The 12,456-nt window shown below is 57.1% G+C and carries 12 protein-coding genes and 1 pseudogene; 3 read left to right on the forward strand and 10 right to left on the reverse strand.

What is annotated here, in order from left to right; all coding sequences use genetic code 11:
• On the forward strand, positions 1-438 hold a 438-nt coding region (locus tag WMO66_RS05710), incomplete at its 5' end, for a GTP pyrophosphokinase (RefSeq protein ID WP_435387789.1).
• A 430-nt stretch (positions 439-868) separates the two neighbouring features.
• Positions 869-2,155: a carbohydrate-binding domain-containing protein gene (locus WMO66_RS05720; protein ID WP_435387790.1), complete on the forward strand. Its 1,287-nt coding sequence runs from the start codon at positions 869-871 to the stop codon at positions 2,153-2,155.
• A gap of 101 nt (positions 2,156-2,256) precedes the next feature.
• Here the strand turns inward: WMO66_RS05720 and WMO66_RS05725 are convergent, their stop codons facing one another.
• The 10 genes from WMO66_RS05725 to WMO66_RS05770 all read right to left on the reverse strand — a co-directional run bounded on the left by WMO66_RS05725 (position 2,257) and on the right by WMO66_RS05770 (position 12,000).
• Complete coding sequence (locus tag WMO66_RS05725) at positions 2,257-3,195, reverse strand: ribokinase (RefSeq protein WP_349135432.1); 939 nt, start codon at positions 3,193-3,195, stop codon at positions 2,257-2,259.
• A 15-nt stretch (positions 3,196-3,210) separates the two neighbouring features.
• Positions 3,211-4,104 (reverse strand): dihydrodipicolinate synthase family protein, encoded by an 894-nt coding sequence (locus WMO66_RS05730; protein ID WP_349135433.1) that lies wholly within the window; start codon positions 4,102-4,104, stop codon positions 3,211-3,213.
• A 12-nt stretch (positions 4,105-4,116) separates the two neighbouring features.
• Positions 4,117-4,506 (reverse strand): hypothetical protein, encoded by a 390-nt coding sequence (locus WMO66_RS05735; protein ID WP_349135434.1) that lies wholly within the window; start codon positions 4,504-4,506, stop codon positions 4,117-4,119.
• A 17-nt stretch (positions 4,507-4,523) separates the two neighbouring features.
• Positions 4,524-5,456, reverse strand: coding sequence for an ABC transporter permease (locus WMO66_RS05740; RefSeq protein ID WP_349135435.1), 933 nt, complete (start codon positions 5,454-5,456; stop codon positions 4,524-4,526).
• Positions 5,449-6,531 carry an ABC transporter permease gene (locus tag WMO66_RS05745; protein ID WP_349135436.1) on the reverse strand — a complete coding sequence of 361 codons (1,083 nt, stop codon included), beginning with the start codon at positions 6,529-6,531 and terminating at the stop codon, positions 5,449-5,451. The genes WMO66_RS05740 and WMO66_RS05745 overlap by 8 nt, the downstream gene beginning before the upstream one ends.
• A complete protein-coding gene (locus WMO66_RS05750; RefSeq protein WP_349135437.1) occupies positions 6,524-8,053 on the reverse strand; it encodes an ABC transporter ATP-binding protein in 1,530 nt (509 codons plus the stop codon). Before WMO66_RS05750 ends, WMO66_RS05745 begins: the two co-directional genes overlap by 8 nt.
• 74 nt (positions 8,054-8,127) lie before the next feature.
• Positions 8,128-9,306, reverse strand: a complete 1,179-nt coding sequence (locus tag WMO66_RS05755) for a BMP family ABC transporter substrate-binding protein (RefSeq protein WP_349135438.1) — start codon at positions 9,304-9,306, stop codon at positions 8,128-8,130.
• 51 nt (positions 9,307-9,357) lie between these two features.
• A complete protein-coding gene (locus WMO66_RS05760; protein ID WP_349135439.1) occupies positions 9,358-10,416 on the reverse strand; it encodes a helix-turn-helix domain-containing protein in 1,059 nt (352 codons plus the stop codon).
• Between the two features lie 10 nt (positions 10,417-10,426).
• Positions 10,427-10,930: a nitroreductase family protein gene (locus tag WMO66_RS05765; RefSeq protein ID WP_349135440.1), complete on the reverse strand. Its 504-nt coding sequence runs from the start codon at positions 10,928-10,930 to the stop codon at positions 10,427-10,429.
• 293 nt (positions 10,931-11,223) lie between these two features.
• A complete protein-coding gene (locus WMO66_RS05770; protein ID WP_349135441.1) occupies positions 11,224-12,000 on the reverse strand; it encodes an HAD hydrolase family protein in 777 nt (258 codons plus the stop codon).
• A gap of 189 nt (positions 12,001-12,189) precedes the next feature.
• On the opposite strand from WMO66_RS05770, the pseudogene WMO66_RS05775 reads away from it, so the two are divergent.
• Positions 12,190-12,456, forward strand: a pseudogene (locus WMO66_RS05775) (IS5 family transposase); the annotation flags it as partial.

A 12,456-nucleotide genomic window follows, 5' to 3' on the forward strand; every position in this document is an offset into this window, starting at 1 on the left:
ATGAACAAGATGCAGAAGCGCGGACTTCCTCTGGATTTTCCGACCATGCAGGCAAATATCATGGATGTTGCCGGTGTTCGTGTGATCTGCTCTTTCGAAGAGGATGTGTTCTTTTTGGCAAAGTGCTTAAAAGGACAGTCTGACATTGAAATTATCACAGAGAAAGACTACATTTCACACCCCAAGCCAAATGGATATCGCAGTCTGCACCTGACGATCCGGTTGCCGGTATTCTTTGCAGAAAAAGAGGTCCATGTGCCAGTGGAGATACAACTCCGTACAATCGCGATGGACTTCTGGGCAAGCCTTGAGCATACCATCCGCTATAAGAAAAACTTGCCGATAAATACTGAAATCGAAACTGAGCTGAAAGAGTGCGCCGATTCCAGCAGAGAGTGGGACACCAAAATGGAAAGATTATTGCATTTGATGCGCTAAAAATGCTAATTTGGAGTTCTTTTATGTTGTGCATCAAACTGCACCCCCTAACATCGAAAATGCACCCCCCTAAAATCAAAAATGCACCCCCTCCAAACCGTAATTGCACCCCCTTAACGGGTTTCTATCAAAATTAGAGTCATTTGCCAAACAAGGTTCGGACGAACACCTATTTCTTCAGCGGCGGCTTTGCCGTGAAATGTTCGCTCTGATCCACAACAGAAAAGCGCCGTCTTGGGAGGAAACCCGAGACGGCGCTTTTTTTCGCTATTCATACAAAGCGAAGCCCGTCTCGGCAGAGAGACGGGCTTCGGTGTGCCACGCGGATTACGTTGGGATGTTTTCAGCGCACGACTCGACCGGAGCCGTCGCCGCTGATCAGCTGATACACCTCATCCGGCATAGAAAGGTTGAAGTCAAATTCGATCGAGTGCTTCAGGCAGGAGGCACCGAAGCCGTCACCGAGACCGCCGCATCCGTCACCGATGCACAAACTGCCTTCACCTTTACCGACAGCGGCATCAACGTAGAAGGCAGCAGCGACGGCTACGAGTGCAACGGTACGGTGCTGACGATCGATGCCGCTGGTACTTACCTGCTCTCCGGCTCGTGTACGGACGGCTCAGTTAAAATTAAGAAGGGCACAACCGGTGTGAGGCTGATCCTGTGCGGTCTGAGCCTGACAAGCGCCGACACTGCGCCGATCACCTGCAACAAATCGAGCGAAGTCGTCATCGTCGCCGCAGACGGAACGGAAAATGTCCTGACCGACGCCGCCGCGAACAATGATGAATCGAATTCCGGCAACGAAAACGCCGAAAATGCCGTCATCAAATGCAAGGACGGCTCGGCCGTCACCCTCTGCGGCGCCGGGACGCTAACACTCAACGCCTACGGCAAAAACGGCATCAAGTCCGGCGCGACCACCGCAGAGGAAGGCGAAGCCTCCCTCACCATCCGCGAGCTGACGCTGAACATCAATGCCTCCGTCAATGACGCAATCAATGCCGAGCAGTATCTCGCCGTCGAAAGCGACACGCTGAACCTCGCTACCGCAGACGTTGCGCTGCACTGCGATCTGATCATGGACATCGGCGCAGAAGGAACGGATGGTCCGACGATTGCCATTGCAGAGGCCTGCGAGGGCATCGAGGCCGCGGCGCTGAGCATCCGCTCAGGCGATATCAGCATTGTCTGCACGGACGATTGCCTGAACGCAGCAAATTCCGATCTTGCAAACTATGATTTCGCCATCAATATCTCCGGCGGCACAATTGTCGCCTACACCACAGCGGGCGACGGCTTTGATTCCAACGGCAGCCTGACCATCTCCGGCGGCAATGTGACCGTATGGAGCGGCGGCAATGCCGACAACCAGCCCCTCGATGCCGACGGCACCATCGCCATCACCGGCGGCACGGTGCTCGCCGCAGGCAGCAGCGCCGGGATGGGCATGAATCTCAGCACCACGCAGGCCTACGTCATCTTCGGCTCTGCCGGGATAAGTGGCATGGGCAATATGTGCGGCCAGCCCGGTAGCTTTGGCGGCATGCAGCCCCCGCAGAACGGCGGCCAGCCCAAGAGCGATTCCAAAGTGAGCGGCAATTTCCAGCCGAGTGATGATTTCCGGCCCGGTGACATGACCTCCAACAATATTTCCGCCGCAACGGCCACCGCGCAGGCCGGCAGCGACAACAGCTCCGGTAACGCAATATAATCAAAGCGTGCCCGTCAAAAACTGGTGTCAGAAAAAGCGATTGGTGTCAGGCACATTGCCTGACACCAATCGTTTGCTTACAGCCACCCCTGTGAGGAGGCTCAGAGGGTGTACTGCGGATAGGTTTTTTTAAACAGGGCGTCGATAGGCTCCTTCTCCGTTGCGGCATAGTCGGAGGTGCGTGTGACGCAAATGGCCGAGGCACACTGTGCATAGCAGACCGACTTTTCAAGGCTCCAATCCTGCGCCAGCGAGGCCAGCAGCGCACCGGCAAAGGTGTCGCCCGCGCCGCCGGTATCAACCGTCTTCATGGGAATGCCGGGGAAATAACGTTTTTCCTTGTGGGTGACCAAAACCGTGCCCTTTTCGCCGAGGGTGATGATGACTGCCTCGCGCACGCCCTTGTCCAGCAGCACCTGCGCCGCAGCATAGGCCGTTTCGGTGTCTGTCACGGGAAGACCGGTCAGCGACTGTGCCTCGCACTCGTTCGGCTTGATGATGGAGATATAGGGATACAGCGTCTCGTCGATCGGCGCGGCCGGCGCGGGGTCGAGCATCGTCCGCACGCCAAGTGAGGCCGCAACGCGGATGGCATGGTCGACTGTTTCAAGCGGTACCTCCAGCTGCGCGCCGAGAATTTTTGCGCCGCGGATGGTTTCGTAGAGGCAGTCGACGTCGCTGCAGGTGACCTGCCCGTTTGCACCGGGCACAACGACAATTTTGTTTTGCCCTGCTTCGTCAAGGAAAATACCTGCACTGCCGGTCGGCGTTGTCTCATCGAGGTAGACAAAGTCCGTGTGGATGCCGAGGTCGGCATACATCTGCTTTTGCGCGCGGCCGTGCGCATCGTTACCCAGCCGCTCCAGCAGGAACACGTCACCGCCGAGCTTCTGCGCAACAACGGCCTGTCCCGAGCCCTTTCCGCCGACGACGATGTGATAATCGTCGCCGATCAGCGTCTCACCGCGGGCAGGCAGCTCCGGCGAGGTGAAGACGTGGCAAACGCTGCAGCTCCCAAGCACCACAACTCGGTTGTTCATCTGTCTTCCCTCCCGTCAGATGAGCTTCATTTCCTGAAGCCCTGCTTTGATGATTGCCTTCTGTTCGTCCGTTACGTACGTCATGTTGTGCGGCATTCTCGTCCCATGGAAGGGCATGTCCAGAAGCTCGCAGGCATAGAAATAGCCGTTCATGTCCGACGCAGTCTTCAGGAGCTTACGCACCTTCATAGAAAATTTCTGCGCCTGCATTGCGCCAATGGGGTCGTCGTTGTACCACGCGTCGGTGATGGCAAGGATGACCTTCGGGAAGGGCACGGACGTGGCCGAGATCACACCCACGCCGCCGACGGCCAGCATCGGCAGCGTCAGCGCATCGCTGCCCGCGATACACTGGAAGTCCGGATAGTTCACCTGCAGCAGAAGATCCTGCAATGCGGAGATGTTCTGCGTGCTATCCTTGTAGCCCAGGACGTTCGGGTGGGCGTTGGCAATCCGTGCAACCGTCCGCGGCGACATGGTATTGCCGGTTTGGGGGACATTATAAATATACGTCGGATAGTCCTCCGGGATGACCTCGTCAAAGAATTCCACCAGTGCCTGCTCGGTGTACGGGAAGACCGACGGCTGCGAGATGCAAACCGCGTCCACGCCGATGTCCATATAATCCTGCACAAGCTGCTTGGCGTTTTTGATGGAGTCCTCCATAACGTTCATCATGACCGGAACGCGGCCGGCCGCAGCGTTGCACAGCTCCTCGCCGACACGGCGCTTTTCCTCCATGGTCAGCAGGTACGTCTGCGTCGAAAGTCCTCCCATAAACAGGCCGTCGATGCCGTTTTTGATCTGAAACTCCACCATTTTCCGCACAGGGCCGAAATCCAGCTCCTGATTGGGCTGATACGCGACCATGATCTCGCTGATACTTCCGTCAAATTTTTTCTTTCTCATACGAATTTCCTTTCATTTCGTCGGGCGGTCAACACAGCCATAGTAAAATACGGCTCTCTTCGCCGGGTCAAGGCGCAGCGTCACATTCGGGGTAAGCTCGATGGCCTCGCCCGCCTTGTTCTTCGCGCGCCATGTGATCTCCGAGAAGATCACGATCGCGTCCGCATCCTCAGTAACCTTGATGCTGTGAATGCAGTGCTCCCCGCAAAAGTCGCGGCACTGGGCGGCATACCACCGCTCAAACCCGGCCATATCCAGCGGGTTGTTCGGAAAATCGACCACAAGCCCCTCGCCCACGGTCAGTCTGGCCAGCTCGGAAAACGGCGCCTTGCCGTCGATCTTGCGATACCAGTCACGCAGAAACGCTTCGCCGAAGGCCGTTGTCTCTGTCATATTGTTCAATGCTCTGCACCTCTTTTTTAGCTGTCCTCTGGAGAGAACGGAATGGTCATGGCCTCCGGGCCGGTCACGCCCTTCTTACGGTTGGCGATGGATACGATGACCAGAACGATCACCGTGGCCAAATAAGGCAGCATTTTCAGCAGCACCGGAGAAACTGCGATGCTGATGGCCTGCAGCTGGTAGGCCAGCGCCTCCATGCCGCCGAAAACATAGGCCGTGATCATCGCCGCCGAGGGCTTCCACATGGCGCAGGTCACGATGGCCAGAGCGATCCAGCCGCGGCCGCCGGTCATGTTCTCCGTCCACGTCGGGATCGTGCTGAGGATCAGGAAGGAGCCGCCGATGCCGGCCAGAAAGCCGCCGATCATGACATAAATATACCGCGTCCGGTTCACGTTCACGCCGGTCGAGTACGCCGCCGAGGGATTTTCACCGCAGGCGCGCATCTTCAGGCCGATCTGTGTGCGGAACATAACAAAGCTCAGGACAATGACCAGAGCATACGAAAGATAGACCAGCAGATTCTGGTTGAAGAAGATCTCGCCGAGATATGGAATGTCCGCCAGCAGCGGGATGCGGATGTTTTCCAGCACCTTGGGCGCGGCAATGCCGTTGTAGTCCTTGCCGACAAAGGCGCTGAAGCCCGCAGCAAAGATGTTCAGCGCAAGGCCGCAGATGACCTGATGCACTCTGCAGGTAATGGACAGAAACGCATGGATGAGCGCCAGCAGCGCGGCGCAGACGCCGCCCACGAGCACCGCCACAAAAAGGCTGCCCGAGGCGATGAGGGAAATAAACGCCGTGACTGCGCCGAAGAGCATCATGCCGTCAAGGCCGAGGTTCAGCACACCGGCGCGCTGGTTCATGATCTCGCCCAGCGCCGTCAGGAGCAGCGGCGTGCCCTGCGCGACCGCAGCGGTCAGCGTGGCACGAAGGATGATATCAATCATTGCCGAGCCTCCTTTCCTTACGGACGATGCGATATTTGGTGAACATGCCGCCTGCTGCGACAAAAATCAAAATGGAGCCTTGGATCATCTGCACCGTCGAGACCGGCAGCCCGAGCTTTTGGATGGTATTGCCGCCCACCAGCAGACCGCCGAACAGGAACGACACCACGACGGCGGCCAGCGGATGGCACTGCGCCAGATACGCGATGGTCATACCAGACGAGCCGAGCTGTGAGGCAAAATTTGCCTGCAGGCGGTGTGTGATGCCGCAAATCTCAACCATGCCCGCAACGCCGGCGATACCGGCACTGAGGAACATCACCAGCAGGATGTTCCGGTTGACGGACATGCCTGCATAACGTGCGACCTTTTCCTTTGCGCCGATGAGCTTGATTTCAAAGCCCCAACGCGTTTTATAGATAACAAACCACAAAGCCAGCGCAATCGCAAGGCCGATGATCAGGCCGGTGTGGATGCGCGTGCCGAAAAAGGTTGTCAGCTCGCCCGCAGACGGGATCTTTCTCGTGCGCGGGAAGGCAAAGCCTGTCGGGTCCTTCCACGGCCCCTGAATGAGCCATGCCACAAAGAATGTCGCTACATAGTTCAGCATCAGACAGGTGATGAGCTCGTTGACCTTCCATTTTACCTTCAAAATGGCCGGAATGAGGCCGTAAATGCCCGCGCAGATAAACGCCGCAAGGAACGCCAACAGCACGGTTACAAACCGGCTGCACCCGTTAAGATGCAGGACGACATAGGTCGCCGCAGCCGCACCGATGTGCAGCTGGCCCTCGCCGCCCGCGTTCCAGATCTGCATTTTAAACGCAAAGGCGACACCTACGGAGATGATCATCAGCGGGATCATCTTGACGACTGTCTCGCTCAGGCCGTAGGCCGAGCCAAACGCGCCCTCGAACATGACCGAGTAGACCTCGATGGAAGATTCTCCGGAAATCAGCAGGAAGATTGCCGAAAACAGGAAGCCTGCAACAATGGAGGCAAGCGGAACGGCAAGCTTCGTCCAAAGCGGGACACTCAGCCGCTTTTCCAGTGTCAGATATCGTTGTTTACGCATTCGGCTCACCGTCCATTCTTGCGGCGCCGGACATGGCCAGGCCGATGGTCTCCAGATTGACCCGGCTGATCGGTACGATGCCCATAAATTTGCCCTCATACATCACCGCAACACGGTCGCAGAGCTGGAAGATCTCGTCAAAGTCCTCCGACACCAGCAAAACGCCCGCTCCGCGGTTCTTTTCGTTGACCAAAATTTTGTGGATACTCTCCGTTGCCTTGATGTCCAAGCCGCGCACCGGGTAGCTGGCCAGAATCACGTCCGGCTTGCTCGCAGTCTCGCGCGCAAGAATCAGCTTCTGTGCATTGCCGCCGGACATGCTTTGCACGAGGCTCTTCGTCCCGCCGACCTTGATTTCGAACTTGTCGATGAATTCCTCAGCCTGCTTGTTCAGCTTTTTATAGTCGACGATGCCGCCCTTGGAGAATTCCGGCAAACGGTAAGACTTGATGCTCGCGTTTTCCGCAACGCTCAGCTCTCGCACCAAGGCAAAGCCGTAGCGATCCTCGGGGATAAACGCCAGCCCGTCGGAGATGCGCTGGCGCACCGTTGTTTTCGTGATATTCTTCTCCTTGAAGGTGATCGTCCCGCCGGCAGCGGCGCGCAGGCCGGACAGCGCCTCCATCAGCTCCTTCTGTCCGTTGCCGGAAACACCTGCAATGCCCAGAATTTCGCCCGCATACAGGCTAAAGCTGAGCTTCCTCACCGCCTCGAGCTTTTTGTCATTTAAAACGGTCAGGTTCTCCACGCGCAGCAGCTCGCGGTCGGTCGTCGTATCGGTCGTGTTTCGGCGTCCCATCGAGATTTCGCGGCCGACCATCAGCTTGGCCAGCTCCTTTTCGTCGGTCTCGGCCTTAGTCAGCGTTCTGACAAGGCAGCCGTCGCGCAGGACGGTAATCCGGTCGGCGTAGTCCATGACCTCGTTCATCTTGTGCGTAATAAAGATCACGGTACAGCCGCTGTCGGTCATTTTACGGAGCGTAAGGAACAGCTCCTGCACCTCCTGCGCCGTCAGCACGGCCGTCGGCTCGTCCAAAATCAGGATGTTTGCATTGCGGTACAGCACCTTCAGGATTTCTACCCGCTGCTGCTCGCCGATCGACAGCTGCCACGTCAGCGCGCCGGGATCAATCTCGATGCAATAGCGCTCGGAAAGCGCCTTTACCCGCGCCTCCAGTTTTTTCTTGTTGATGACCTTGACATGGTCGTCGCTCAAAACGATGTTTTCTGCCACGGAAAACGGCTTTACCAGCTTAAAATGCTGATAGATCATGCCGATTCCGTGCTGGAGCGCATCCTTCGGTGTACGGATCATGACCGGCTTGCCGTTGATACAGATCTCCCCCGCATCGGGCTGCAGCACGCCGGTCAGGATGCTCATCAGCGTACTCTTTCCCGCACCGTTCTCGCCGAGCAGAGCGTGAATTTCGCCGCGGTAGGCGGTGAAGTCCACATTATCATTGGCGAGGCAGGACGGAAACTGTTTGCGGATCCCCCGCATTTGCACAGTTGCTTCTGCCATTGTCTTCTCCCTTTCTGATAAAAGTCGGGATTTTCATCCCGACTTTTATCGTTATTGCTTCCTGCTGCGCAGCCTCAGTCGGTCGGCTTGTCCGCCCAGTTGTCAATGACGTTCGGGAGGAACCACTGCATGGCGTTGGCGTCCTCGGTGGAGAGCACCTCGCCCTCAGCAACGCGCAGCTTGCCGGTATTGTCATAGAGCGGGCCGGCAAAGACCTCAAAGCCCTCACGCAGACGCTTCTCGGCATCGGCCACGAGGTCGCGGACGTCCTGCGGCACCTTGTCGCTGAACTCAGCCAGCGAGATTGCGCCGTCGTTGATGTCCAGCTCGCACCACTTGCCAACGAAGGTTCCGTTGCGGACAGCCTCAACCTGCTCAGCCATCCACGGGCCCCACGTCCAGCAGTTGGAGGTCAGCTGCTGCGTCGGTGCAAACTCGCGCATATCGACAGAGCTGCCGATGAACATCACGCCGCGGGATTCACAGACCTGCGCAACTGCGGAGGAGCTCAGGTCAATGCAAATCAGGTCGCAGCCCTGATCGATCAGGGTGTTGGCGCAGACCGCATCAGCGGTGGGATCATTGAAGGAGTTTGCCCACAGGGTAACGATCTCCGCATCGGGGTTGGCCTCGGCAACACCGACAGCAAAGCCATTGAGCTGCTTGATGGGGTCAGGGAACGGAATACTGGAAACGTAGCCGATCTTATTGACCTTCGTCATCTTGCCGGCGAGGAGGCCGGTCATATAGCGGCCCTGCTCGAGCTTGGCAATATAGACGGACATGTTCTTCGCCGTCTCGTAGCCGGAGCCATTGATGAAGGTAACATCGGGATATTCCTCAGCCAGGGACAGCATGTAGTCCACATAGTCAAAGGAGGTACCGACAATGATCTCGCAGCCGTCGTTGATATACTCTCTCATCACGCGCTCACAGTCCGCGCCGCCCGCAATGTTTTCGACCTTGTAGGTCTCGACGTTCTGACAGTTTTCTTCCAAATACAGCCGCGCGTTTTCAGATGTCTGCGACCAGGCGTCGGTGCTGACGATTGCGCTGAACACAAAGCCGATCTTGATCAGACGGTCAGGATCCTTGCCGGAGGCAGCGGGCTCGTTGTCGCCGGTGTCGTCAGGCGTCGACGGAGTGTCGGACGCAGTGTTGTTCGGCGTGTTCGGCGTCTCCGATTTGCAGCCGGTCAGCGCCAGGGAAAACAGCACCGAAACGGCAAGCAGCAATGCGATTAACTTTTTCATTCTTGGGGTCCTCCTTTTTATTTTTACAGGCTCGCGCCTATAATCTCAAGGTCACTTTTTCAGCTTGTGCAGGATATACGCCGTATAGAGATAAAAAAGGTCTTCAAACACACGTGGATTCTTACCGGTGATCTCCTGAATGCGATCGAGCCGGTATTTCAGCGTGTTGCGGTGGATATAGAGCTTATTGATCACCTCGGCCTGGTTGCCGCTCTCCTTGAAGAACACCTCGAGGGTCTGCACCAGATCGTCATAGATCGGCTGGGCAAACAGCTCGTTGATCTTCGTGTCGAACTGTACCTGACGCAGGCCGGAGATTGCATAAGCAAATTCAAAGTCTCGGTAGTCATAGATCATGCTCTCGGGATAAAGACGTTTTCCGGCGAACATTGTGTTCTGTGCCGAGACGAACGCTTCGTTCAGGTTTGGCCCTGTGCGTCCGGTGGCAAAGCTCACATCGTTGAACAGCATGCTGAGCTCCTTGATGATGCTCGGGTCATAGCCCTTACGCATGATGAGCACAATGCTGTTGTTGCCCAGACAGATGTAATAGTTGGAGTGCGGAAGGATGCTTTCAACGGCCTTCTGCGCGCTGAGCTGGTTCCAGATCCCGTCGAGCAGGACCACACCGTATTCCTGCGACACATCGATGCCGTTGCGCAGACCGCGGCGATAAAAGTCAAGGGAATACTCCCCCGGCGTGTTGAGCCACTCGCTCAAAAACTCAAAGTTGATGATGTCGCTCACTTGGCTCGTGTCCTTCAGATACGGCTGGTAGATCACGCTCTCGCCCACCGCCTTGGCAATGGAGGTCAGGCACTTAATCTGCTCGTTATCGCCGAGCATCAGCACCGCGCCGACGCAGACATCCTTGAAAAACAGCGGCGTCGCCGTCACGTTGCCGTCTACCACACGCTCGTTATAGAGCTTGCCGGAATTGGCCTGCTCAATGCACTGCTTTGCCAGCGGCGAGGTGCGGTTGATGCGCCCGGTGTCCGAGCTGGAAAGGATGACGCCGTCCTCATCGCAGAGGCTCACGCCCTCCGGAAAGATCTGCATCAGCTGCAGGACGATGCTTTTCGCCTGCGCCGTGGAAAGATAGACGTTCATGCCTGCATCCTCATCGCACCCAGCGGATACGCGTCTCATCGAAGCGATCCTGCGGGCACAGGGGCTTTTTCGGATAGCCGACCGGAACTGCTGCGAACGGAACGTACCGATCCGGCAGTGCAAAGGCCTTGCGGATCGCATCCACGCGATCCTGCCGCGGGTACATGCCCAGCCATACCGCTCCGAGGCCCAGCTCCGTAGCGCGAATGAGGATGTTTTCTGTGCAGGCGCTGACGTCCTGCACCCACCACGGACTGTTTTCGGAGATACGCGCCTCGTCTGCGAGCACCACGATCACCGCCGAGGCGTTCGTGCACATTTTTGCATAGGGACTGGCCTGTGCAAGCTTTTGCTTTCCCTCGTCAGAGCAGACGATCAAAAACTCCCACGGACGTTCGTTTTTCGCCGAGGGTGCCTGCATCCCCGCTGCAGCGAGCTGGCGCAGCAGCTCCTCGGGGACTGCCGTTTCCGCGTACTCACGACAGGAACAGCGCTGCATTACCGGATTCATCATATCTGTTTTCGTCTCCTTTTCCGCCTGCAAGATGCGGAGGTTACGAGTCGGGACGGGCTTCTCACAGCCCGATACTAACACGAGTTTCCCTACCTTGGCAAGCTTAATTTCGTGGTTTTTCGTCATTTTGTTCAAATGCACAGTCGTTTTTCAGCTTCTGTTGTGCACGATTTTAAATTGGCCTCTGTAAAAAGAACGAGAGGATCCCAGCGGGTCCTCTCGCTATCCGTTTCCTCCGGTGCAGAAAAGCTGCGCTGGTGAAAACACGACCATGCCCTGATCCAAAATGTTGATTACAGTACAGAAAAATATTCCAGCGCATAACGGATGCCGTCCGCCTCGCAATCACGAGTGACAAAATCCGCAGCCGCCCGCGCGCCCTCCGTCCCTGCCTCCATCGCAACGCCGATACCGGCCGCAGTCAGCAAGCCGATGTCGTTGTCCGAATCGCCGAAGGCCATGCACTGTGCCGGCGTCAGGCCGTAGCGCGCCAGCGTCGCCGCGAAGGCCTGCTGCTTCCCGCCCGCAGCGGAAAACAGATCGTGGCCGAAGGCGTGCCACTGCGTCTTGGCGCAGTGCGGCAGCAGCTCCATCGGCAGCTCCTCCGGCGGCAGGAACAGGGAAAATTTATACACCGGCTCCCGGCACAATGCGCGCAGGTCGCCGAGCTTCGGCGGCTGCGTTCGGATGTCCTCCAGCGCCTGTGCCGCCGCCGGCGTGAGACGGTTGATCGCACACTGCTTCTCGCTGACCATCCAGCAGGAAAGGCCGCGCGCCTCCACCCAGTCCAGCAGTCTTGCCAAATCGTCCGGATCGACCGGGCAGCGATAGAACACCGTTCCATCCGCATCCACACCCAGCTCTCCGTTGTTCAAAAGGTAGCCGTCAAAGTCCAGTCCGTCGATCAGGTGTCCCGCGCTGATCTCAAAGGGAGAGCGCCCCGTTGCAACAAAGCAAAGGATGCCCTTCCGCCGCAGCGCAGCCACAGACTCGAAGACCGACGCAGGAATACGCCCGCTTTTCCACGGGACGAGCGTTCCGTCAATGTCAAAAAATACCGCCTTAATCATGATTTTCTCCCGCGGCGGCAGCACCGCCGCTTTTTTGTCGTTTTTCGTGAGAAACCGACGTCATTTTTATTATATCGGATGCGCCGGAGTCTGTCAAGCGCCACGGCAGCTCCGCTTTCCTCCCCTCTGCAGCTTCACTGTATTCCGTTAAATGTCCTTTCTAGCTAAGGCGGTAATTCCGGATGCTTAATGCGAAAATTCACGGGCATTGACTTCATGACGGAAGCAGTGCCGGATGAAACGACCCTGTGCAAGTTCCGCCATCTTCTGGAAGAAAACGGCCTGAACAAGCTGTTTTTTGACGCGATCAACCGGGTAATGCTGCAAACCGGGCACATAATGAAGGGCGGAACCATCGTGGATGCAACGATCATCAACACACCCAGCTCCACCAAAAACGCGGAGAAGAAGCGCGACCCGGAAATGCACCAGACGAAAAAGGGTAATGAGTGGAAA

The sequence above is a fragment of the Faecousia intestinalis genome (assembly GCF_040096185.1).
In the GTDB taxonomy this organism is placed as follows: Bacteria; Bacillota; Clostridia; order Oscillospirales; family Oscillospiraceae; genus JAZOXB01.

What these genes read in the sequence shown, in the direction of transcription:
- WMO66_RS05725 (WP_349135432.1), bottom strand. Translation starts at nt 3,195, where the DNA reads ATGAACAACCGAGTTGTGGTGCTTGGGAGCTGCAGCGTTTGCCACGTC.
- WMO66_RS05730 (WP_349135433.1), bottom strand. Translation starts at nt 4,104, where the DNA reads ATGAGAAAGAAAAAATTTGACGGAAGTATCAGCGAGATCATGGTCGCG.
- WMO66_RS05740 (WP_349135435.1), bottom strand. Translation starts at nt 5,456, where the DNA reads ATGATTGATATCATCCTTCGTGCCACGCTGACCGCTGCGGTCGCGCAG.
- WMO66_RS05745 (WP_349135436.1), bottom strand. Translation starts at nt 6,531, where the DNA reads ATGCGTAAACAACGATATCTGACACTGGAAAAGCGGCTGAGTGTCCCG.
- WMO66_RS05750 (WP_349135437.1), bottom strand. Translation starts at nt 8,053, where the DNA reads ATGGCAGAAGCAACTGTGCAAATGCGGGGGATCCGCAAACAGTTTCCG.
- WMO66_RS05755 (WP_349135438.1), bottom strand. Translation starts at nt 9,306, where the DNA reads ATGAAAAAGTTAATCGCATTGCTGCTTGCCGTTTCGGTGCTGTTTTCC.
- WMO66_RS05760 (WP_349135439.1), bottom strand. Translation starts at nt 10,416, where the DNA reads ATGAACGTCTATCTTTCCACGGCGCAGGCGAAAAGCATCGTCCTGCAG.
- WMO66_RS05765 (WP_349135440.1), bottom strand. Translation starts at nt 10,930, where the DNA reads ATGATGAATCCGGTAATGCAGCGCTGTTCCTGTCGTGAGTACGCGGAA.
- WMO66_RS05770 (WP_349135441.1), bottom strand. Translation starts at nt 12,000, where the DNA reads ATGATTAAGGCGGTATTTTTTGACATTGACGGAACGCTCGTCCCGTGG.